This is a genomic window from Shewanella sp. SACH, assembly GCF_001887095.2.
GTDB classification, from domain to species: Bacteria; Pseudomonadota; Gammaproteobacteria; order Enterobacterales; family Shewanellaceae; genus Shewanella; species Shewanella baltica.
Genome location: NZ_MPDG02000005.1, coordinates 1 through 24,056, shown reverse-complemented (window position 1 = coordinate 24,056; position 24,056 = coordinate 1). Strand labels below are relative to the sequence as shown.

The following is a 24,056-nucleotide window of genomic DNA, read 5'->3' as shown; positions in this document are numbered from 1 at the left end:
CCATTAGTTAGGCGCTAGCCTGTGGAGGGGACTTGCAGAGTAAACTGTGAGCATTTTCGTCTTTTTATCAACAAGCTGCTAGAATTTACAGCTGTTTGATAATGGCAGACTCACCTAATTTAAGTATGTAGAATATTCATACATGTATAACATTGTTGGCCTTATACAATACGAATTAACACTTAAGCACAGGGAATATTCAATTCCCTGTGAAGTAGCTTTCGGGGGGAAGGGACGCCCCATCGGAAGCGTTAGCGATTTTCGAATAAGCACGAAGCCACTAATCAATGCATGTAACTTCGCTAGTGTGAGTACTGCCTAGCAGTGTTACGAACGAGATCCAGGGATGGCGAACTGGCAGTTAGACATGGACGTTGTTCGGCAAGGGAGATCCAAGAGGGGATTGCTGTTGAACCCCTGTTGGTCGGGTGTGGGGTGAAGCCCCACGATTTTGATTTTTATTGAAAAATAATTAAGCGAAGAATAACGAGTATTGCTTAAATTATACGACTGTAAAATATAGACCCCGACAATTTACCACCTAACGATTTGGTATCGCACTAAATCGGCATTGCTGCCTAAGCACCACTTAGCCGTGCTTGTCATGCAAATTTCTACACAGATATTTGCAAATCTTTACCTGTTAACGACACTTCCTTCGTCTACTGTCTATGGCTAACTCTATATACTGTTGGAACAATTTCTGTTCCTTAGCAAGATGAATGCTTGCTGTCTTTAGCATTGATGGACACGACAATACCGATGAAAAAATCCTCAAAGCGTAAATTGCTGCTCGCGTTAAGCGGCTTAATCCTCCTGGGTGGCGGTGCTTATTTTATGTGGCATAAGCCTGAAACTGCACCTGCCTATGTGACAGAAGTGGTGCGCCGTGGCGATATCGAAAACTCAGTGCTGGCCAATGGCATGTTGCAGGCCTCTAAACTGGTGAGTGTGGGGGCGCAGGTATCGGGGCAAATCTTAAGTTTGCCGCTGGCACTGGGGGATGAAGTAAAGAAAGGCGATTTGATTGCTCAAATTGACAGTCTAGCGCAGCAGAATAATTTGAAGGATGCCCTCGCATCACTCAAGAGTATCAATGCCCAGTTCCGCGCCAAACAGGCGCAGATCCGCCAAGCCAAGTTGGAGTTTAGCCGCCAGCAGCAAATGCTTGCCGACAAGGCCAGTTCCCGCGCAGATTATGAAGTGGCCGATGCTAATTTAACGGTTTATCAAGCCGAGCTTGAGCAATTAGAAGCGCAAAAACAACAGGCTGAGATTAACGTCGACAGTGCCCGAATCGATTTAGGTTATACCAAAATCACCGCGCCTATGGATGGCACTGTGGTGTATTCGGCGGTGGAAGTGGGGCAAACCGTTAACGCCAATCAAACGACGCCGACAATCGTGGAAATGGCGCAGCTGGATACCATGACAGTTAAAGCACAGATTTCCGAAGCCGATGTCGTCAATGTCCATCCGGGTCAAGCCGTGTATTTCACGGTTCTTGGCAAACCGAATCATCCCTACCGTGGCATCTTAAGGGCGATTGAACCTGGACCGATTTCGATGGATGGCGACGATAGTAATATGAGCTCTAGCGACTCAGACGCCATTTATTACCATGGGTTATTTGATGTTGAAAATCCTGACCGCACCTTGCGTATCGGCATGACGGCGCAGGTGTCCATAGTGTTAGCCAAGGCCGATGATGCGCTATTAGTGCCTGCGCAAATATTACGTATAAAGCCGAGGGAGAAATCAGCGTCGCCAGAGGCTAAGTCTGGCGAGCGTAAAGCCCGCAGTGGCCCGCAATATCAAGTGCCTGTGTTAGTTGATAACCAAGTGCAATATGTGGATGTCACGGTTGGGATCAACAACAAAATCAATGCCGAAATCATAGCGGGCTTGAAGGAGGGCGATCAGGTCGTGCTTGGCATGCCGTCCGCCGATGATGGCAGCAGCAAATTCCGTCGTCAACCTAGCGTGAGGTTTTAACAGTGACAACGGCATTACTTGAAATTTCAGGTTGTTATCGCACTTTTCAGGCGGGTGAGCAACAACTTACTGTGCTAAAAGATGTGAACCTGTCGATTGGCCGTGGCGAGATGGTGGCGATAGTGGGCGCCTCTGGCTCGGGTAAATCGACCCTAATGAACATTCTTGGTTGTTTAGATAAGCCGTCAAAGGGCGCGTATTTTATCAATGGCCAAGATACCTCAACGATGGACGTGGATGAGTTAGCCCAGCTGCGCCGCGAGCACTTTGGTTTTATCTTTCAGCGTTATCATTTACTGGGCGATTTGACCGCCATAGGCAACGTCGAAGTGCCCGCCGTGTATGCGGGTAAAGAACGCACGGTGCGTAAAGACAGAGCCGAGCATTTGTTGACGCGTTTAGGCCTTGGCGACAGGCTTGACCATAAACCCAATCAGCTCAGTGGTGGTCAACAGCAGCGGGTCAGTGTGGCGCGCGCCTTGATGAATGGCGGCGATGTGATCCTTGCCGATGAGCCGACTGGTGCGCTGGATAGTCACAGTGGTGAAGAAATGATGCAGTTGTTGCAGGAGCTGCACAGCGACGGTCATACCATCATTATCGTGACCCACGATATGCACGTGGCCCAATATGCCGACCGCATTATCGAAATCAAAGACGGCGTGATCATCAGCGATGAGCGCAGTCAGGATAAACAGACGGCTAAGCCGCAAAGCTCGACATCACATAACACGACCTCACAAAATACGGCGTCACAAAAGCCTAACGGCACTGTGGTCGCAAAAACAGTGGCAGCAAAAGACAGCTCGCGTGCTCGGGTGGCTTCGTGGGACAGATATGTCGAGGCGCTTAAAATGGCGCTGGTGGCTATGTCGACCCACAGGTTACGTACCTTTTTGACTATGCTCGGGATTATTATCGGTATCGCCTCTGTGGTTTCTGTGGTGGCCTTAGGTGAAGGCTCACAGCAGGCCATTCTCAAAAGTATCAGTTCGATGGGAACCAATACGATTGATATTCGCCCGGGTTCAGGTTTTGGCGATCGACGCTCGGCACGGGTGCGTACCTTAACGGCGACCGATGCCAATGCCCTTAAAAATCTGCCCTATGTCGATAGCGTGACACCAAGTATTGGCTCTAGCGCGACGGTACGTTTTGGTAATAAAGCGGTATCGGCCTCGGTGAATGGGGTGGGGCCGGAGTTCTTTCGCGTGAGAGGTTATGAGTTAGCGCAGGGGCAGTTTTGGGATGATGCCAGCGTTGCAACACTCGCCCAAGATGCGGTGATTGATGACAACACCCGTAAGGAGCTCTTTCCTAACAGTGCAGGCGCTAATAATTCGGCCATCGGCCAAGTGATTTTCCTCGGGGATTTACCCGTGCGCATCATAGGTGTGACGCAGCCAAAAGAAAGTGCTTTTGGTAACAGCGATGCGCTCAATGTGTGGGTGCCTTACACCACAGTTTCTGGCCGTATGATAGGTAAAAACTATTTGGATGGTATCACAGTGCGACTCGATGAAACTGTGCCGAGCAATGCGGCGGAGCAGGGCATTATCGCGCTGCTTAAAATGCGCCACGGCACTCAAGATTTCTTCACCATCAATACCGATACCATTAGGCAGAACATCGAAAAAACCACAGCAACCATGACCTTACTGATCTCGGCGATCGCGGTAATTTCCCTTGTCGTTGGCGGAATTGGGGTGATGAATATTATGTTAGTGTCTGTGACTGAGCGGACCCGTGAAATCGGGGTTCGTATGGCTGTGGGCGCGCGTCAGAGTGATATTTTGCGCCAGTTCCTTATCGAAGCCATCTTAGTGTGTTTGTGTGGCGGAACCTTAGGTATCGCTTTGTCCTACTTAATTGGCGTGGTGTTTGCGCAAACGGGAGGCAGTTTCCAAATGATTTACTCCACCACCTCCATCGTTGCCGCCTTTGCCTGTTCGACCTTAATTGGTGTGCTATTTGGTTTCTTACCCGCCCGCAATGCGGCGCAGTTAGATCCCGTTGACGCATTAGCCAGAGAGTAATAACACCATGAATACAAAAATATTTAATCGACACTTTTCGCCTCGTAGCTGCGCGATTGCTGTGGGCATGGCTTTGGGAATAACCTTGCTGAGTGGCTGTGGCAGTTTTATGCGTTCAGACTTTGAACCGCCCGCATTGGCGATTCCTGAGCAGTGGCAAAACACCACAGTGAACGAGCAAGTAAAAGTCGATCCTTGGTGGCAGCAGTTTCATCAGCCTGAGCTTGATAAGCTGGTCAGCCAAGTGTTGAGCACCAACAATGACTTAACGCTGGCGACTTTAACCCTGCGTAAAGCACGCTTGCAGGCAGGGCTAACACGGGACGATCTGTACCCGCAATTATCGGCCAATCTTGGCGCTTCCCATAATCAGCCGCTTGATGGCGGCGACGCGACTAAGAGTTACCAAGCCAACTTGTCTGTCAGTTATGAGGTGGATTTGTGGGGCAAAGTGTCAGCCAATATCGACCAAGCCCAATGGGCGGCGCTGGCGAGCGCCGAAGATAGGGAAAGCACCACCCAAAGTCTAGTGGCGACCACTGCATCCTTGTACTGGCAGATAGGTTATTTAAATCAACGGGTTGATTTGAGCCAAAAGAGCATAGCGTACAGCAAGCAAACGCTGGCTTTAACCCAAAGGCAGTATGATTCTGGCGCCGTGACGCAAGTGAATGTGCTCGAATCGCAGCGCAGTATGGCGGGACAAGAGGCGGCCCATAGCCAGCTTATCCAGCAATTAACTGTGGCTAAAAATGCCCTCGCGATATTACTCAATCAGGCACCAGCTGCTGATCCGGCGCAGAGTTTAGCCTCAGGGGAGACTTGGGTTGAGATTAAGCAACTCCCCGATGTGGCAGTGCCGGACGTTAGCGTGGGTGTACCAGCAGATTTGTTAGTCAGACGCCCAGATGTGAAGGCTTCCTTGTATCAACTGCGCTCCGCCTTGGCGAGTAAAGACGCGACCTATGCGAGTTATTTCCCAAGCCTGAGTTTAACCGGCGGTGTCGGGGAGTCGACCTCAGAGTTAAAAGAGCTGTTACGTAATCCCGTTGGCAGTTTAGGCGCTGGGCTTGTCTTGCCCTTTTTGCAGTGGAATCAAATGCAAATCAATAACGACATTGCCGATATCGATTATCAAACTGCAGTGGTAAATTATCGCAAGACGCTTTATTCCGCCTTTGAAGATGTCGATAATGCGATTTCGGCTAAGCAGCAATATCGTTATCAAGGGGAGAAGTTGGCTCAGCAATTCAGTGCTGCGGCAGCCGTTGAAGCCATTTACGAGAGTCAGTATCGCAATGGTGCTATCGGTATTCAGAATTGGATTGATGCCCAAGAGAATCGTCGCAGCGCCGAGGCGGCTTTGCTCGAGAATCGTTACAACCAACTCACCGCCCAAGCGACGCTTTATCAAGCCCTTGGCGGCAGCGATATCGCCCCGCCTTTGGCAAAGGAATAACGCATTGTTGTAAAAGCATCGCAGCACTATAGAAAAACAAAAACCGCTATTAATAGCGGTTTTTCGTTTTTGCATCACTCAGGGCAAGTGCAAGCGCAAGTGTTAGCACTCTCAGAGTGCAGTGCCTTTGCGCTGCTTTTAGCCGTTAAGCTGAATTAGCTGCGCAATATTTGCAGCGGCAGACTGAGCATATCATCGCCGGTTCCGGCTAAGTGCCAGATGATGCCGACTAAAGCGCCAACCGTGAGCAAGTACCAAATCACCGAGAAGATTTGCCCGTATCTGTCTAACGGCAGCAGGTGGCTTTGATGGCGTGTGCGCCACTCGAAGATGATTTCTAAGCTGCCGATCAACAACAAGAATCCCAATAAGGCTAAGCCTAAGGTGTAGCTGATATACACACCGAAAGCGGCACCGGCGGCGCAGGCGACCAAGCCCATAATGCTGTTCATCGAAAAGCTGATGCTCTTTAAAATATGCCCGCCATCGAGTGGTAAAATTGGCAATAAATTAAATAGGTTAAGCAGCGCATTAAAGGCGGCAAGGCCAGCAAAAAACACATTGCCCGTGGCGTGGTAAGCAATCAAGGACGCGATGGACATCAGGAGTCCAAAGGTTGGCCCCATGATGGAAATCACCACATCTTGCCAACGCGTATTAATTTTTTCATCGGAGAGCGCGAGCCCACCCATAAAGGGAATAAGGTAAATTCCTTTGGTTTTCATCCCAAAATATTTCATCGCGCGGATATGGCCGTATTCGTGGAATACCAAGCAGGCGATGAGCGCGAGGGCGAATTGGAAGGAGAATAGCCAAGAATAAGCCGCAACGCTGGCGCCCGCTAATACCACTTTTATGACTTTGGCGCTTTTTAACAGTTTAAAACCAAGGGAGGCGAGTCCAACCATGCTCAGTTTTTGCTGCTTAACGATGGGCGTTTCAGGAGTTTGGCGTTCGATATCTTTTTCGGTGCGTCGTCCTTGGTCGATAATTTTGTCATCCTGCAGCAAGCAGTAATCGAGGCGGAAAGGCTGCCAAACGAGATCGGTTTCGAGGCGAACTTGAATTTTACTTTCTGTCATGGCGATGGCTTGCTCGCCACTTTCTGTCGCCAATGGACTGCTGTGGTGGGTGAGCTCAAAGACATGAACCTTGAGGCCGCCATTGTCGACGGAAGCTTCTTTTTGTGAGACTAAGGTGTTGTCCCAGAAGAGTTGTTGCCAGCCCGCGAGTGAGCCTTCTAAGCGCAGTTGTTTGCCTAAGCAGTCAATCTTAAGTAGTTCCAATTTCGGTTCCATCTGTTTGTATATTTAGTGCCAACTTAAACGTCATCCCTTGAGTCGACGCAGAAAATGGTCATTTTGAAGTGTATTTTAGCTGCGCTTTGCCAGTGGACTCGGCGCTGCTACACAGCGGCAAATTATGCCTGTGAATTTACTATGAGGATATTAGCTTTTAAGGTCATAGTGTTTTTTATTGAGCAACTGAGTTGTTGGTAGATAGTATCTCAGCTGTTTGCCGTTTATTCATCGAGGGTGCGTACAATTTCAATCCCTTGGGAAATCGTTGTGAAAGCCAGCTTAGCGACGCAGCATTGCCCCAGTGCTTGGGCATGGTTTTGAACCCACTTGATAAATTCATTGAGCGGCAAATCTTGTTTCTGGCGCAGTAATTGCGGCAGTTCGCCGACGGGGTCTTCATGGATTTTCTGCGGACAGGCACTGATTAGATAACGCTGGCCTTTTGAGTCGAGCAATTGATCGGTATCGATAAAATGATGCTGATAGAGACAGGCGAGTTCGAGCCAATCCCTTTGGTGTTCTAGGTAAAGTAATTCGTCACTTTGAGTCAGTTTTACAATGGCTGGCCATTCAATACTCGACATCTTAACGCTAGTCATTTCAGATCCTTAGGAAGTTTAAAATGGGCTCTGAGACAGTCTCTGAGAACAATCGGCGGCAGTAGACAAGGATTAGGATTATACAAGAAGATACTTGGCATGCTGCTGCGTGAGTTTATCTGACAGCAGTATGCCACGCTGAGGGAAGATTGATAGAGGCCAGAACAAGTTCACTGAGTCTGGCTGAATGAGGAAGGCGTGACGACTGAGTCATCACTCCTAGCCAAGATTATGCGGTCGGAGCGGCTTTGGCTTTGGCGTTATAGTCAAAGTTAATCTCTTGACTGACATTGGCAATGCAGCAAGTGCCGTGTTCACGGGCGGTGCGATGATTCGCTGGACCTATATGTAACTCAACGTTAAGGAATACGTGTTTAAGCACTTCGATACGGTATTTCTCGTAATAGCCTTCGACCTCTTGTTTGAAGGTATCGAACTCGAGTTCTTCGCGGCTGCGCTCATCCATAATGCGATTCTTTTCATCGAGCATCATCTTGATTTGCTCGATCATCGCCGCGTCGCCTTGCCATTCTGATTTAGGCGGCAGCTTATTGAGGCGAGCCTCGATATCTAAACTGGCGACGACCATAGCTTTAACGCTTTCATCGAGCAGCTTGAGATCTTGCTTGAGTTCGGCATGTTCCATCGCGCAATAAACGTCGGTTTTGGTTCCCGCCGTTGCCCCTATGACAACCGCCGTGATGCCTTTCTCAGCACGCGCGACACCGCCGACCAGATCGCCACGACGACCACTCGGATCGCTGACCGTTAAACTGCCAGCGGTTTTGGTATGGCTGTGCAGCAACTGTTTAGTGACTAAGATATTGCCCTTGGCTACCAAATTGGAATATTGCACAAACTGGGCGCTGATTTGGCCTTGAGAATGGATATTGGTAGAGTATTCATTGGCTTTGATTTGTCTGCCAATGATGCCTTTACTGACTGTGACATCACCTTCCGCCTCTAGGGTAGCGGAGTCCACAAAGCCCATCACGGTAATATCGCCCGAGCTTTTAACGACCATGCCCTCGTGGACATCGCCTGTGATTAAAATACTGCCCTTAAAGCTGATATGACCTGTGCCGATGTCGACATCTTTAAGCTGTAAAATATCATCGACATTCATACCAGTACGGGTTTCGACGGGTTGCCCTGGTACTGTGGCGATGAGTTTATTGGGATCTTTGGGGTGAAAATCTGTGCCTGTACCTGCTTGAAGCACGGCATCTTTACCCGGTTTTTGTTTAAGCACTTCGCCCTTAATATTGTAACCCGGCGTGCCTTCGGTGGCGGGGTGCTTAACCATTAAGAGATCATTGGCTTTGACGACGATAAGCGAGCCGAGATTGCGCATATCGACACTGCCATCTTCCCGCTCTTGTGGCTGGAGTAAGCGTTCGCGTGCAAGGAACACTTTGCGTTCTAATACCGCATTGAGTCCATTGACTGGCGCTTTACCTTGGGCGATGTCACTTTGGCAGACTTCGCCCGCCTTGAGCGTACCGAGTTGTTTCAGTAGCGCTTGAATTTTGAGTTTGCTCAACCCCATGCAGACGTTGTTCTTTTTGAGATGGGTAAGGATCTCTGGCAAATCTATCTGTTTACCGCCCCATGCTGCGGTCAGTTTTAGGCTGGCTTGCATTTTATCTGGGCTAATTTCGATTGCTATGGTGCCATCGCGGCGTTCAGCCAAAGTGGCGTAGAGCTCAAATTTCCCGTCGTCTTGACTGCACAGAGAGTTGATTTTAGCGACGGTTTTAGTAATGGCAGGCTCTAGCGGAAACAAGGAGGCGAATTCAGGTAAAGACAACAGGCGCATTATATCTTCATGGGTGACTGGGCCATGGACATTAGGGATCAGGCGCAATTCAGCTTTGGTCTTATCGCTGTTTAGCTCAATGAGTTCAGGGTCCAGCATAGGGGCATTCCTAGTAATTGCGTTTTATTATTGTTTAAGAAGCTGATTTGAGTATAACAGTAGAAACTTAGGGTAAAGAAGCCTTTTTGGCTGCAAAAACAGCAAATGTTGGCATTTTGTTGTCAATGGTCTATAGGGTGGTTTTTAAATAGTTTTTTATAAGAAATTGAATGGGATAAGCAGTGTTATCTCTGGTTTATTGGTACTAATAGCAGTGTAAGCCGCAACTTAATGCTAACTTTCGATTTAGCCATTATTTTGATGTTTTAAATCAAATCCCTATGCTAGGAACGGCAGTTTGATGTAAATGAAAGCCTGTTTACCGGAATTGCTGACATGCGGCAGATCACAATATTGAGTTTTGTAACGCGAGGAAAGATAAGCTTTATCTGAAAAAACAGGGATAGTGATACGAGTGAGTATGAGGCGTAGTCAATAACGCGCCTATAGCTGAAGCATAAGCGCGTTCTCGATAGCGGTTTTACTTGTGTTGGAAGTAATACAACTTGTACTTGTTGTTATCGGCAACCACTTTTAATTGGCCAAATTCGGCGGCAATGATATCGGAATAGGGCAAGTGGCGGTTGGCGACAATTTGCCAAATGCCGTTATGTTGTAATTGCTTGGCACTATCAGTGACAAAGTTCTGCGCTATGCTGGTGGTGCTTGCAAGGCCATCGTGGAACGGCGGATTGGAGATAATGCCGTTAAATTTCCCTGTAGTTTGCGCGAGTCCATCGGAAGGATAGACTTTGGCCGTCATGCCATTGGCGGCTAAGGTGAGTTCGCAGGAAGCCAAGGCCATCGCATTAATATCGACACACTCTAAGGATAAGCTCGGCTGGGCTTTGAGCAGGGCCGCGGCAATCACGCCGGCGCCGCAACCAAAATCGAGCACTCGGCCCGAGAGTGTCGGCAGGTGCGACAGTAACAATTCAGTGCCCAGATCTAAGCGTTTTTCGCTAAATACCCCGACTAAGTTACAGATACTGATCTCGCCCTGCGGCGTCGAGAGTTGATACTGACTGACCCAGTCACTGAGCTTCATCGCCGGCGCGCTGCCTTCTAAGCTGCTGCCAAATAACAGGCAGTGGCGAGCGTTATCGAGCTTCATCCCAGTCGCAAAATACTCAGGTAACAGCTTCACTAAAGACTTAATCCCGCCTTTGTTTTCTCCAACGACTAACAGTTGGCCGTTAGGCACAAGATGATTGGCGGCGAGGTTAAACAAATAAGGTGCTAAGGGTTTGGCTTTGGGGAAATAAACAATAACCGTATCGTACTTTTCTCGTTCAAGCGGATCTTGGTGCGGCAGGTCATGGCCGAAATAGCAACGCAGCTTTGTGTTGGCGTGCGGCGCTAAGTGCAAGTAATGGTGGTAATCCAAGGCGAGTGCATCGACCGATGCCGCGACATCGAGCAGGGCTTTTGGCAGTAGATCGGCTTCATGATTGAGCACTAACACTTTATGTTGGCTTAGGCTGTCTTGATTACGAATAATGACTTGCGATGGATTGGTTAACACGGTTACTGGCACCTATAAACTTAAGTGTGGGCATTATACCCGTTATTCACGCCTGAGCCAGTTTGCATCGAATCCCTACTCAAAGACCTAATAAAATCCCTAATAAAAAGACCCAATAAAAAAGGCAACTGCATTATGCGGTTGCCTTTAATGAACGGAATCGATTAACGCTTAGCTTTTAGGTTTCTTCGGTTTAGGTAATAAGCTAAAAATCTTATTGGCGATATCGGTATTATCTTGATGGCCGTTAAACAGCTCAGACGCCGGACCTGCGGCAAAAACTTGTACGTCTGTGCCTGTGTGACCGTCGGTTGTCCAACCTGTATCAGTACGTTTATCAATAACATGGCGAATCGCCACCGCCATGGTTTCTAATCCCTGCATTCTGGCGACGTTCAATTTGGCGACTTCTTCTTCGCTAAGTTCAAAGCCTAAACCGCGGGCGAGATCGGCTTGCCATTGTTCACCAGTGATGGCGGCTAAGGCCAAAGTGTCTGTGCTGGCCGAGATATTACGCAGGATTTCAGGGTTCCAGCTGTAGTTGCCATCGACGCCAATCGATAGACCACCGGTATTGTGGTCGGCGGTGATCACCATCAGGGTATCGGGATGTTCACGCACAAATTGCTCAACCACTTCAATGGCATTGGAGAATTCATCCATCTCACCCATGGCTGTGGCGATGTCGTTATTGTGGCCCGCCCAGTCGATGAGACTCCCTTCGACTAACAACACAAAACCTTGGTCATTTTGCGACAGTAAGCTGAGTGCCTTTTGAGTTAAGGTGCTGAGTTTTCTTGCATCTTTCTCATCAATAGCCCAAGGCAATTGTACTTCAGCAAATAGGCCCAACACTTTTGGTTGGGTGATGCTGGCGAGATCCTCAAAACGGCTAATGTGCTGATAGCCCTTGGCTTTGAACTGCTCTAATAGCGCAGGAGGAAAATACTTTTGACCACCGCCTAAAAATACATCGGCGTTGGTTTCTAAATAGCTGAGTGCCAGAGCGTCGTAGTTTTTACGGCTCTCGTTGTGGGCCAAAAAGGCGGCTGGCGTGGCGTGGTTGATTTGTGACGTTACCGCGACACCTGTGCTGAGGCCAAGGGATTTGGCTTTTTCGAGTATGGTCGGCAGTGGTTGCTTTTGGGTATCGACCGAAATCGCCCCATTATACGATTTAACCCCTGTGGCCAGCGCTGTGGCGGCAGCGGCTGAGTCAGTCACATAACCACTGACGCTCGCGGGATAGGTGCTCGCCATGCCCACCAGTAAACGGTCGAATACGGTTTGTTCGACTTCTTCGGTGTCAGGATTATCTTTGTAATAGCGGTAGGCGCTAGTGTAAGACGGCCCCATACCATCACCTATCATGATGACGATATTTTTCGGTCGCGATGGCGCTTTCGTTGGACCCGTTTCATCTGCCCAAGCTGGCGTAGATAACAGCAAACTGATGCCGAGTAACAAGAGTGGCGCTTTGGTGAAACTCATATCACATCCCTAGAAGTGGTTCGGCGCTCACGATTTGCTCGCGCCTTACAATCAACAAACTCGTTGGTAAATTCTTATGCTTTTGCGTTAATGCGTGCTTCGATAGCATCCATTAACATGCCCGTGATATCGACATCAAATGCCGCTTGGATTTCACGGATACAGGTTGGGCTCGTCACATTGATCTCAGTCAGCTTGTCACCAATGACATCCAGCCCGACAAAAATCAGTCCACGTTTTTTAAGCTCAGGGCCAATGGCGCGGGCAATTGTCCAATCGCTGTCGGATAAAGGCTGCGCCACACCGCTACCCCCAGCAGCTAAGTTGCCACGGGTTTCGCCTTTCATTGGGATACGTGCCAAGGCGTAAGGTACCGGCACGCCATCGACCACTAAAATGCGTTTATCGCCTTTAGTAATTTCAGGGATAAAGGCCTGCGCCATCGCATATTGTTGGCCATAGCTGGTCAAGGTTTCTATGATCACCCCAAGGTTAGGATCATCCTGCTTCACGCGGAAAATCGAGGTGCCGCCCATGCCATCTAAAGGCTTGAGAATGATATCGCCCTTAGCTTGGTGGAAAGCGCGGATACGTTTGGCATCACGGGTCACGATTGTTTCTGGGGTGAATTCGCTAAACCATGCGGTGAACAGCTTTTCGTTAGCATCGCGTAGGCTTTGCGGCTTGTTGACGATCAACACGCCTTGCTCTTCGGCGCGCTCAAGCATGTAAGTGGCGTAGATGAACTCAGTATCAAATGGCGGGTCTTTACGCATTAAGATCACGTCGAGTTCGCTCATTGGCGTGTCTTGAGATTCACCTAGCTCATACCATTTACTCGCATCATTGATGACCGTTAACGGACGCATATTGGCCATCGCCACGCCGTTGACCATGGCAAGATCGGCCATTTCCATATAAAACAGCTGATAACCTCTGTCCTGCGCGGCCATTAACATGGCAAAACTGGAGTCTTTCTTAATGTTGATCTCACTGATGGGGTCCATCACTATGCCGAGTTTTATCATTAATCTGTTCCTTATTTGTCGCCGTTTGCAGGCAAAAAAGCATTTATTGGATAATGGGTTCTGTTATGCCAGCGCAGCTTGCGGCTGCGGTTTAGCCTAAATCACCAAATCTGAGTTGCAGCGCTGTAATGGCCGTGAGCGAGGCGGTTTCAGTGCGAAGCACTCTAGGGCCAAGCAACACATCGGTAAATTGATAGGTTTCTGTCATGGCGATTTCTTCCGCTGACAAACCGCCTTCTGGGCCTATTAACAGGCGCACGCGGGTGTGCGCTAAATCTAACCCATTAATACCGTGTGCGGCACGTGGATGTAAATTGAGTTTCAGCGCCGAGGTTGGCTCACTGCACCAATCGTGTAAGTCCATCGCTGGGCGAACCACGGGCACTTGGCTGCGGCCCGATTGTTCACAGGCGCTTACAACGATTTTCTGCCATTGCTGAATTTTTTTCTCTAGGCGTTCGCCATTAAGCTTTACACCGCAGCGATCGGAAAACAGCGGCGTAATGGTATTCACACCCAGCTCGACCGATTTTTGAATGGTGAATTCCATTCTATCACCACGGGAAATCACTTGACCTAAGTGCAAGTTGAGTGGCGACTCAGATAAATTGGCCTCACAGGAAAGCAGTTTAACTGTGACATGCTTCTTACCCGCATCGACAATTTCAGCAAGATAATCATGGCCATCGCCATTGAATAGGCTGATATGTTCGCCGTTACCCATACGCAGCACTTTGCCGATATGGGCCGCGCCATCTTCGTCTAAGTTCAACTGTTGATTGATGGCTAATGGTTGAGGTTGATAAATTCTTGGGACTCTCATTGTCGACCTTACTCGGCTAATTGTTGACGCAGTGGTGGCGCATTGCAGGCATTCTGCACAAAGGGATTATGGTTGCCTTGAGTTTGCGCTATAGCGTTATCGCGTTTGCACTCAATAGTATCAACTGGATAGGTTTTATCCCATGCCTTAAACAATTTTAATTGGCTCGACGCGATTTTAAGCCCATAGGTCTGCTGCATATAGAGGTAGGTTCTGGCTATCTTACCGCGAGCGTTTACGGGCGGCTGCGCCTGACGATTCTTAAAATCGACCACCATAGCGCATTGGCCATACTGGTCGGCTTTACCGTTCCATTGGCTAAAACGGAAGTTGCTGCGATCGCCGTTCACTTCACCGATAGCGGGCACTAAGTTGTGCATGTCCGCTTCCATCTTATTAAATTCGTTACTGTTATCGGCGCAGTTTTTACGCCCGCCCTTTTGCCAGCATTGGAGCTGATGGCCAAATTCCCAGGCGGGCACTATGTGTTCCCACTCGATACGGTTGGCGCGGGTTTCCTGTTTACGGACTTGATAACCGCAGCTGGCGAGATCGGGTTTCCACGATTTGCCTTTGATTTGAATATCGCAGCCACAGTAAAAACTGGTGGCGGGTAGAGTGCCTTGGCGACTTCCGGCGTAGAGCGCCTGCGACTTGGTTTTCGCTTGGCTGAAACTGCTGGGGTGTGACACTGAGGCACTAGCGGGCACAGATAAGGTCGCGGCCCAAGTGATTAGGCACAACAAAAGTCGCCGCGAATGAACGGTTAAAGAAGTTTTGTTCAAAATTTATCCCAAAATAACAAACACTACGCGAGCCTTTGGCTCGTCTTTTATGGCGTGATGGTAAGGGAAATGCCGCTGCTTATGCAAATTGCGTCGTACTTTTTACTCACGCAATCCCCAAATGCTGAAATTCGAATTGTGGAGTGGGTGTGAGGATTGTGCGCGAAGAGTGCTTAGATCGCCGTTAAATGGGTCTTGCAGCGTTTACAGATATAACGGCTTTCACCGCGTAGCACCTTGTTATGGCGGCGAATACTCAACCGAATCGGTCCACAGGCGCAGCGATACTCCACGTCTTTACCAGCAACAGAAGTGGTATTGAAGCTGTGGGTGGTACTCGGATTGACCTTAAATACCGTTAACATTAAAGATTGCCATTCTTTACCGTGGGGCTTGGTTTTGCCAAAAAGCTGAAAACACAATAAATGACAAATTTCGTGCGGTACAACTTCAGTTAGAAAAGCTTCGCTGTTTTCGCGTAGCAACACGGGATTGAATCGCAAACGATTCTGCTGCAGATGAGCCGTACCCGCGCTCTTTCCCCTGAGACTAAATTGTGTGACTGGGCGTGGGAAAGCGCGCTTAAGCGATATCTCCGCTTCTTGATAACAAGCTTCAATTCGCTCTAGTACTTGTATTTGCAGTGACGAGAGTGGGCGTGATGAACCGGTGAAAATATGTGCCTGAGCCGGATCTTGTACTGGTGGACTCGTTATCAGCTGCGACTTATCTTGGCTTTGGCCCAAGGCTGCGTATGTCGATTTTGTCAGTGGGGCGAGTGCTTCACTGCTGCGACGACGTAAAGCGTTGAGTAAGTCTGCAGGTTTCAACATAGGTTAGCGTTGGATCTCGTCGGTTAAAGGTAAACATTGAGTACTTAACACTCATTTGGTTGTAAAAGCATCAGTTATGAAGCGTCAGTTTTGAAGCCAATCCTATGTATGGCGCTTGGCTTCTGCGTTCGAACGCTTGTTCTTGCAATCCGCTCTTATACTCAGCCTTCCAAATCAGCGATTGAAATCAGCGCTTGAAATAAGAGTCAGGCCAAGCGTTCGCATCATAGCGAACGCTATCTGACAATACCAGCCTACTCAGCCTAGGTTATAGACTCGCCGCGGCCTGCATCACCATAGTGCGCACTTGTTCGACTATGGCTTGCTCAGTATCGGCGTCATAGCCTTTGACTCTTGGGGTGTGAATATGGCCGACTTTCGCACGGCTATTAAACTTTTGCTGCAACACTAGGGCGCGATAGGAAATTTCATTAGAAAGATAACCGCCGCCAGATCCTTCGACTGACGTTTCGTTTTGCAGCTCATTCAATGATGTTGCACTAAACTCGCCGCGGGCAAGGGTAGTGACAGTGTGGTTATCGTTGACTTTCCATTGGCCATCTTTTACTTGCATGGCGGCAACAGGCAGCGAGAATTCGACAAATTGCGGGCCGATAAAATCTTTGCCATTGAGCTTGGGGGCAACCGGTGCGGTTTTAGTGCCGCCAGTGAGGACGTTTTGGTTATCGGGCGCCGCTGCACTGCGATTTCGGGCAGGGAAGCGTTCAATATCAAAGTCAGTTCGGCCCATGCTGACGGTAAATACAAATTGGGTTTTAGGATCGCGGTATATCGGGCTCAGTAGCGATTCGATAAGTCCTTGGTTAAAATCTTCAAAACGCACTGGCACCATAGCAGTTTCGATTTGCGCCGTTTTGCCATTTACATCAAAGCGGAAACCATCCAAGGCGAGGGCGACTAAGCCGGAAGGATTACTCTGGGTGATATCTTTATCGAGGAAGAAGGGATCGAAACCCGTGAGGAATATTTTGATTTGAACATCATCAGCATATTGAATATCGCTAAAACCCCGAGAGGCCTTTTCAACTGCACTCATTAATATGTCATTTTGCCAATCGGCCATTTTAAAGTTGGCGCTGGTGCTCTTAAGACTATTAAGCATGGCAAGGCGAGCCCAATATAAAGGTCGGTCGTCAACATGACCTGACTGCACATCGCGTACTGCCTGTTGCCATAATCTGTGACCTTGGCGCGCGGCTAATTGGGTGGCATCGACTTCGTTTTTCTTAGAACTTAACTGCTGGGTCAGGCCATCATCGAGTGCTTGATAACGAGTCACGACTTCACCCATGGTTTTTTCGGCTGTTGGTAGGCGGGATACTTCAACATCACCAAATAGCTGCACAGCACTGGCCGTATTGATCAAGCTACTGGCGAGGATTAGCATTAACACTGGCTTCAACATTTTGATTTCCCTGTAGTGATTAGACGTTATTGATTGGAAATGATGTTCATCTCGTCCTGCGGAAGGCTCTTATGCCAAAAAGTATGCACTACAAGCAGAGGGTAATAAAGTTATGCTCAGTGATCTTCGTCATCTTATGCCAATATCTTCTATCTCAAAGGCGGCGGAGCTGGCATCAGTCCTTATATGGCAGAACTTACTTGCCTCTTTTTTGCCACAATTGGTCAGCAGTTTGCTAGGGCATGCAAACACGCTAAGTGATAGCCTTAAGCACTTTTTTAGTTCATTGGATTTTTTGTTTCTACAAGGAGACTTTATGCGTTCGTTCGCCATATCGACTGTGTTGGTGATGTCCTCACTGTTAGCGTCGTCAATCTTTGCTGCCCCAGCTTTTGCCTCAACAGCGGCGAAGACGGAGTGGCAAGAAACCCGCAGTTGGGATGCCATTTTTACTCAGCACCAAGTTGAACCGCAACAAGCTAAGCAACAACAAGCTAAACCGCAAAAAACTAAGTCCCAACAAGCCTCGGGCGTAGTGGTGCTGTGGAACGAAAACAAGCAACAGGGATATACCAACAATCTCAAACGTGCCAATCAAGGTTTTTTACCTGCATCGACCTTTAAAATCCCCAATAGCTTGATTGCGCTTGAGTTGGGTGTGGTGAAGGATGAGCACCAAGTGTTTAAATGGGATGGTAAAAGTCGTGATATCGCCACTTGGAATCGTGACCATAACTTGATTACCGGGATGAAGTATTCGGTTGTGCCTGTCTATCAAGAGTTTGCCCGCCAAATTGGTGAGGCGCGGATGTCGAAGATGATCGCCTCCTTCGATTATGGCAATGAGGATATCTCGGGTAACTTAGATAGCTTTTGGCTCGATGGCGGTATTCGGATTTCTGCCACTGAGCAAATTGATTTCCTGCGTCGGCTTTATCACAACAAGATCCATGCCTCAGAGCGCAGTCAACGAATCGTTAAGCAGGCCATGCTCACAGAGGCGAATTCTGACTATATTATTCGCGCAAAAACCGGCTATGCGGTCAGAGCTGATCCAAGTATTGGCTGGTGGGTAGGTTGGGTAGAACTCGATGATAATGTGTGGTTTTTTGCAATGAATATGGATATTCCCGACGCCGCAGGTTTGCCATTGCGTCAAGCCATCACTAAAGAAGTTTTAAAACTGGAACACGTAATTCCTTAGCCCATGAGGGATTGCAGACTTTCTTGGCTGCTAAAGCGTTTTACGAAGAAGTCTAAGAAGACGCTGATGTTGGTGGCCAGTTGACGTCGGCTCGAATAAACCCCGTAAACCTTAAAGGGTTCAATCGGCCATTCCTGTAAAATCGGTACTAGTTGTCCATTGGCAAGTTCGGTCTTACAGGCCGAATTGGATAACATGGCGATGCCAAAATCATCCATGGCTAACTGTTTTACCATGATAGGGCTATTGACCCGCACTTTACGCTGAAAGTTCGCCATGGTTTTACGCGAACCTTTACCCAGTGGCCAAATCGGCGCCGAGCGAGAAGTCCCCAATAAAATGCCACTGTGCAGGCTGAGTTCTTTTGGCGTTGCGGGTGTGCCTTTGAGTTTTAAGTAACCTGGGCTTGCGACTAAAATCGGTTGGCGTTCAAACAGTAATCGTGCGACTAAGTCCGACGATTGAAGTGGGCCATATTTGATGGCTATGTCATATCCTTCGCCGACCAAACCAATATCGTTGTCGGTAAACTGGACATCTAATTCAACATTGGGATATAAACGCATAAATCCGCTACAGAGGTTAGCGATAAGTTCTTGGCTAAATGACACAGGGATCGCAATCCGTAATGATCCTGACACATCATCGTGAGTATTCTCGATAACAGCCTTGGCCGCTTCCACCTCATTGCGAATGGAATCACAGTGTTGGTAAAAGAGTGCCCCGACTTGGGTCAGACTCAAGTTACGGGTGTCGCGCTGTAGCAATCGCACGCCAAGTTGTTCTTCAAGCTGCGCGATTTTGCGACTTATGGTGGATTTTGGGTGGCCGGTTTCACGTGCAGCTTGGGAGAATCCCTTAGCTCTAACTACGGCTGCAAATAGCATCATACCGTTTAAATCTGGCATGTTTTTCCCACTGTCTCATATTTGGAACATAGCGTCTTATGCAGTTTAATGGCATTTGACGGGATAACAAAGTTATATTTATTGGCTAAAAATTTTCAGAGGCTAAGCAGAGGATCTTTTGATGACCAGCAATAATCAGCCCACACACATGACTCAAGCCCAAACGCCCGATCCGCTTTTTTTACAAGCCGAGCATTTGGCAAAGGATTTTTCTCTGTTTCCTAAGCACAGCAAACAGAGTTTATCGGAAGAAATTAAAGGTCTTTTAAATGAGGATGCCATTCAGGCAAACTTGAAAGACTTGGCATCGTTAGATGTCGACGGTTACGTTGCTAAAGTGATCCAGCCGACCCAAGATAAAGGTCGTCCTGGTGCAAAACGTATCATTGCCGATCTTAAAGGTCGCTTGATTACCGAAACTCACTTGGGCTCTTTTTACAGTGCTGAGGTCGAGCTGAACTTCGGTTCACGCACTCGTCGTATTGGCTTTATCGCCCAAGAACGCACTACCGCAAACGGTGCTTGGATGCCTGAGCATCATTACGCCGCCTGTAAAGCAATTCGTCATTTTGCCGAATTGTCTATGCCAATTATCTATTTAATTGATACTCCTGGGGCGGATGCTGGCGAAATCGCTAACAGCCAAAACCAAGCGCATTCAATTTCTAAAGCTATCGCAGAAAGCGCCAACGTTGACGTACCAACAGTTGGTATTGTGATCGGTGCCGGTTATTCTGGCGGTGCGATTCCATTAGCGGCGGCGAACATTCTGTTGTCGTTGCGTGACGGCATTTTTAACACGATCCAGCCACAAGGTCTGCAAAGTATTGCCCGTAAGTACAACTTATCTTGGCAAGAATGTGCGAAATCTGTGGGGGTATCGCCAGAAGAGCTTTATACCTCAGGTTGTATCGACGGTATTATCGACTTTTCACCGGGCGACCGTGATGAGCGTCAGCACAATCTGCGCCGCGCTATTATTAGCAGCGTAGAAGCGGTTGAGCGTGCAGCGATGAATTTTGTGCGTGAATCTAAAGATTTACGTGAGCATTATGATCGCAGCTTAACCCGTTTCCTTAATCCATCTAAAAACTTGATGGCTTTGGAACTGAACGCAGAATTGGCTGTGGCAACGAGCCCGACCAGTCACCACAACCTGTTCGGTAGCGCCTATCGTTATCTGCGTTATTTAACGCTGCGTAGCCGTATCCATTCGATTTCTCAAGAGCAGTATGGTCGTCTGTCACGTGCTAGCGTGCCAGAAGGTGATCTGTTGGCGCGTATTCAACAAGAACAAGACCGTGTGTTCCAAGCTTGGTTATCTAACCCAGACAAACTGGTTTATGACGAAGAACTGAACAAATTGTGGACTACTTTTGTCGCTAAGCGTGATGAAGTGTCTACCGAGCGTAACATGTTGACTCGTTTGATTTTGGGTGAACCAAAAGAGAACTATAAGAAAGCACGTAAGGCGCTGTTATTTAACATCAGCTGGTCTTTATATCACCGCTGGAAGAGCAATGCGGCCAACAACTTCAAAGGGCTGATTCAGCACTTAGAAAGTTTGCCAAAGTCTGTGACTCAAGCCAAATGGCCTGAGCTGAATCAGCTGACCGTACTCGATGTGGTTGTTAATGAAGAGCTGCGTGAAGACTTTATTTGGCAATGCCATAACATTCTGATCTTCAATGCCTTGTACGACAACGTTGTCGGCAGCTTAGCGTCAATCGCGAAAGAAGCCATGATGTCGAAGAGTTTGTCACGTAATTCAGTGAACAACCTGCTGCACAAGTCAATCGACCATGCAATGTCGACACAAGATACCTCGAACGACAAAGCTAAGTTCTACAAGTGGCTTAAATACTTCATGGGTCAATCGAACCGTGCAGATTTATTAGTCCGCGTAGAACAGTGGAAGAGTGTGGGTTTCCCGCAGCTTAACGACAGTCTATTCGTGGTACTGACTTACTTCTTCGAACGTTTACTGCCTGAGTATTTCGATAGCGAAAGCGATACCAGTAAGTACACTGGCGCGATCAACCCTGTGCGTATCGGTCGTCGTAAGGACTTCTGGAACCGCTTGACCATGGGTTATCAGGATCTATTGATCCAAAAAGTGCTGCGTGACGAAAAACGTAAAGGCAACATGACTTGGGAAAATGTGGTTAAGCAGTTCTTTACCCATTTCGAAGAGATCAATGGCGACAAAATGTCGGCTAACTTGCTCAACTTCCCAGGCTTCCGTTTATCGATTGAAGACGCGTTAGATAAAGGCATTCGCCCATGTGGTTTGATCACAGGTATTGCTGACTTTAAAGAAAAAGGTCAAAAAGTTCGCGTGGGTGTGGCTGTGTCTAACACTGCATTCCAAGCCGGTGCATTCGATATGGCCAGTGCCGAGAAATTCTCAGCACTATTGATTGAGTGTGCTAAGCGTAAATTACCAGTCGTGTGCTTTATCAGTTCAGGTGGTATGCAGACTAAAGAAGGTGCTGCGGCACTATTCTCTATGGCTGTGGTGAACGACCGTATCACGCGCTTTGTTCGTGATAACGAATTGCCAGTATTGATGTTTGGTTTTGGTGACTGTACCGGTGGTGCGCAGGCGAGTTTTGTGACTCACCCATTAGTGCAAACTTACTACCTGTCTGGTACTAACATGCCGTTCGCGGGTCAAATGGTGGTGCCAGCTTACTTACCATCAACGGCAACGCTGTCTAACTACTTGTCAAAAGTACCTGGCGCAATGGCGGGCTTAGTCCACAACCCATTCAGCGACAATTTAGACACTCAGTTAGCAGGTATCGATCCTCTGATGCCAATGCCTTCGGCAAAAATTAACGACGTGATCATCAATGCACTATCGACCTTAGTGGTTGAAGCTGCTGTTGAAGAAGATGTGATCGTACAGAACGATCCACGCCAGTTAATGAAGCCAATTAACAAAGTATTGGTTCACGCCCGTGGTTGTACTGCGGTGAAACTGATCCGTAAGGCTCACGACAATAATATCAATGTGGTATTAGTGGCGTCTGATCCTGATATGACGTCAGTACCAGCCGACATGTTGAAAGACACCGACAAGTTAGTTTGTTTAGGGGGGAATACCTCGGACGAAAGTTACTTGAACGCATACTCAGTGCTGAAAGTAGCCGAGTATGAGCAAGTGGATGCATTGCACCCAGGTATCGGTTTCTTATCTGAAAGCCCGCAGTTTGCTGCCTTGTGTGTGAATAACGGTGTTAACTTTGTTGGCCCTAGCGTGCATTCAATGACGACTATGGGTAACAAGTCAAACGCCATTAAGACATCACAAGCGCAAAATGTACCTGTAGTGCCTGGTTCTCACGGCATTCTGACTAATGCTGAGCAAGCCATAAACGTGGCGAGCGAAATCGGCTATCCAGTACTGCTTAAAGCGGTACAAGGTGGTGGCGGTAAAGGTATTCAGGTAGTGAAACGCCCTGAAGACATGATTGGTCTATTCCAAAAAACGGCAACCGAAGCGGCTGCTGCCTTCGGTAACGGTGACTTGTACCTAGAGAAATATGTGACATCACTACGTCACATCGAAGTGCAGTTACTGCGTGACAAGTTCGGCAACGCCAAAGTATTAGGTTTACGTGACTGTTCGGTTCAACGTAACAACCAAAAAGTGGTCGAAGAGTCTGGTTCAACTATGTTGCCAGATGAGCTGAAGAGACAAGTACTGGCTTATACCCGTGCTTTAGGTGACGCGACCGATTACATGGGCGCAGGTACCGTTGAGTTCATCTATAACTTAGATGCGAACGAAGTCTACTTCATGGAAATGAACACGCGTCTGCAGGTTGAGCATCCAGTAACGGAAGCGACGTCAGGTATTGATATCGTTAGCGCGCAGTTTGATATTGCAGCTGGCCGTTCAATCGAAGCGTTGGAGCCGAAAGAAATTGGTTATGCGATGGAAGTACGTGTGACGGCTGAGAAAGCGGCGCTCGATAGCCATGGCATACTGCAGCTGATCCCAAATCCAGGCAAGATCACTGAATGTGTGTTCCCAGATCATCCAGATGTGGAAATCATTTCGATTGCTGCGCCAGGTAAAGAAGTATCGCCATACTACGATAGCTTGATTGCGCAAATTATCATGCGCGGTGAAAACCGTGAAGATGTGATTGCCAAACTGTACGAATACTTAGACAGCGTAGTGCTGAAAGGCATCGCGACTAACATTCCGTTACTCAAGCTTATCCTGAAAGACGGCACCTTCAACGAAGGTGTTTACGATACTAACTATCTGCCACGTTTAATGGCTGAGCTGGATATTCCTGCGTTGATCGCAGAAATGGAAGCCGCAGCTGAAACTGTGGAAGTCGATACTGAGTCACTACGTGTTGGTGAAAGTAACGAACTGAAAGTGTTAGCCCAAGGCGCAGGTATCTTCTATACCTCTTCTGCACCGGGTGAAGCGGACTTTGTGAAAGAAGGTGACATAGTCACAGTTGATCAAACGTTAGCACTCACAGAAGCGATGAAGATGTTCTCGCAAGTGACCTTAGCCGGCTTTAACCGTCAGAGTGCGATTCTGTACCCTGAGGATAAGAAGTATCGCATCGAGCGCATCCTGAACAGCAATGGTCAGCAAGTGTCTCAAGGTGACTTACTCTTCGTGGTCTCGCCAGTTGAAGAATAAGCTCAGCGTTTAACGCAATAGCTGAATGAGAAAATACCCGCCACTGGCGG

The 24,056-nt window shown here is 48.2% G+C and carries 16 protein-coding genes; 5 read left to right on the top strand and 11 right to left on the bottom strand.

Translation table 11 applies throughout. The features are described 5' to 3' along the window. The first annotated feature begins 762 nt into the window (after positions 1-762). Genes BM607_RS16910 through BM607_RS16900 form a run of 3 tightly spaced genes read left to right on the top strand, consistent with a single transcriptional unit; the run spans position 763 to position 5,490 of the window. Positions 763-1,995 carry an efflux RND transporter periplasmic adaptor subunit gene (locus BM607_RS16910; RefSeq protein ID WP_071939905.1) on the top strand — a complete coding sequence of 411 codons (1,233 nt, stop codon included), beginning with the start codon at positions 763-765 and terminating at the stop codon, positions 1,993-1,995. A 2-nt stretch (positions 1,996-1,997) separates the two neighbouring features. After that, positions 1,998-4,031 carry a MacB family efflux pump subunit gene (locus tag BM607_RS16905; protein WP_071939904.1) on the top strand — a complete coding sequence of 678 codons (2,034 nt, stop codon included), beginning with the start codon at positions 1,998-2,000 and terminating at the stop codon, positions 4,029-4,031. 7 nt (positions 4,032-4,038) lie between these two features. Continuing rightward, entirely contained in the window at positions 4,039-5,490 is a 1,452-nt protein-coding gene (locus tag BM607_RS16900; protein ID WP_071939903.1) for an efflux transporter outer membrane subunit, read from the top strand. 155 nt (positions 5,491-5,645) lie between these two features. Here BM607_RS16900 and BM607_RS16895 read toward each other — a convergent pair whose 3' ends face one another. From BM607_RS16895 to BM607_RS16845, 10 genes are all read right to left on the bottom strand, one after another. Further along, complete coding sequence (locus tag BM607_RS16895) at positions 5,646-6,788, bottom strand: site-2 protease family protein (protein WP_071939902.1); 1,143 nt, start codon at positions 6,786-6,788, stop codon at positions 5,646-5,648. Positions 6,789-7,012: 224 nt separating this feature from the next. After that, positions 7,013-7,390, bottom strand: a complete 378-nt coding sequence (locus BM607_RS16885; protein ID WP_006083004.1) for a DUF4144 family protein — start codon at positions 7,388-7,390, stop codon at positions 7,013-7,015. 229 nt (positions 7,391-7,619) lie between these two features. After that, positions 7,620-9,308, bottom strand: coding sequence for a FapA family protein (locus tag BM607_RS16880; protein ID WP_071939901.1), 1,689 nt, complete (start codon positions 9,306-9,308; stop codon positions 7,620-7,622). Positions 9,309-9,789: 481 nt separating this feature from the next. Further along, complete coding sequence (locus BM607_RS16875) at positions 9,790-10,833, bottom strand: methyltransferase (RefSeq protein WP_006083002.1); 1,044 nt, start codon at positions 10,831-10,833, stop codon at positions 9,790-9,792. A gap of 171 nt (positions 10,834-11,004) precedes the next feature. Beyond that, positions 11,005-12,324, bottom strand: coding sequence for an alkaline phosphatase (locus tag BM607_RS16870; protein ID WP_012088317.1), 1,320 nt, complete (start codon positions 12,322-12,324; stop codon positions 11,005-11,007). A 74-nt stretch (positions 12,325-12,398) separates the two neighbouring features. Beyond that, complete coding sequence (gene gshB, locus BM607_RS16865; protein ID WP_071939900.1) at positions 12,399-13,352, bottom strand: glutathione synthase; 954 nt, start codon at positions 13,350-13,352, stop codon at positions 12,399-12,401. 91 nt (positions 13,353-13,443) lie between these two features. Beyond that, positions 13,444-14,175: a 16S rRNA (uracil(1498)-N(3))-methyltransferase gene (gene rsmE / locus BM607_RS16860; protein ID WP_006082999.1), complete on the bottom strand. Its 732-nt coding sequence runs from the start codon at positions 14,173-14,175 to the stop codon at positions 13,444-13,446. 8 nt (positions 14,176-14,183) lie between these two features. Next, on the bottom strand, positions 14,184-14,963 hold the full coding sequence (gene endA / locus BM607_RS16855; protein WP_087486565.1) for an endonuclease EndA: 780 nt from the start codon (positions 14,961-14,963) through the stop codon (positions 14,184-14,186). Positions 14,964-15,133: 170 nt separating this feature from the next. Beyond that, on the bottom strand, positions 15,134-15,793 hold the full coding sequence (locus BM607_RS16850) for a SprT family zinc-dependent metalloprotease (protein ID WP_071939898.1): 660 nt from the start codon (positions 15,791-15,793) through the stop codon (positions 15,134-15,136). 268 nt (positions 15,794-16,061) lie between these two features. After that, positions 16,062-17,219 (bottom strand): hypothetical protein, encoded by a 1,158-nt coding sequence (locus tag BM607_RS16845; protein ID WP_071939897.1) that lies wholly within the window; start codon positions 17,217-17,219, stop codon positions 16,062-16,064. 316 nt (positions 17,220-17,535) lie between these two features. Between BM607_RS16845 and blaOXA the strand changes: the two genes are divergently transcribed. Further along, positions 17,536-18,423: an OXA-548 family class D beta-lactamase gene (gene blaOXA, locus BM607_RS16840; protein ID WP_071939896.1), complete on the top strand. Its 888-nt coding sequence runs from the start codon at positions 17,536-17,538 to the stop codon at positions 18,421-18,423. On the opposite strand, the gene BM607_RS16835 is transcribed toward blaOXA, so the two are convergent. Further along, positions 18,420-19,331: a LysR family transcriptional regulator gene (locus BM607_RS16835; RefSeq protein ID WP_006082994.1), complete on the bottom strand. Its 912-nt coding sequence runs from the start codon at positions 19,329-19,331 to the stop codon at positions 18,420-18,422. The genes blaOXA and BM607_RS16835 overlap by 4 nt on opposite strands. A 121-nt stretch (positions 19,332-19,452) precedes the next feature. Between BM607_RS16835 and BM607_RS16830 the strand changes: the two genes are divergently transcribed. Beyond that, the gene (locus BM607_RS16830) at positions 19,453-24,006 is read left to right on the top strand and encodes a biotin carboxylase N-terminal domain-containing protein (RefSeq protein ID WP_071939895.1); all 4,554 of its coding nucleotides are present in this window, start codon (positions 19,453-19,455) and stop codon (positions 24,004-24,006) included. Positions 24,007-24,056 lie beyond the last annotated feature (50 nt).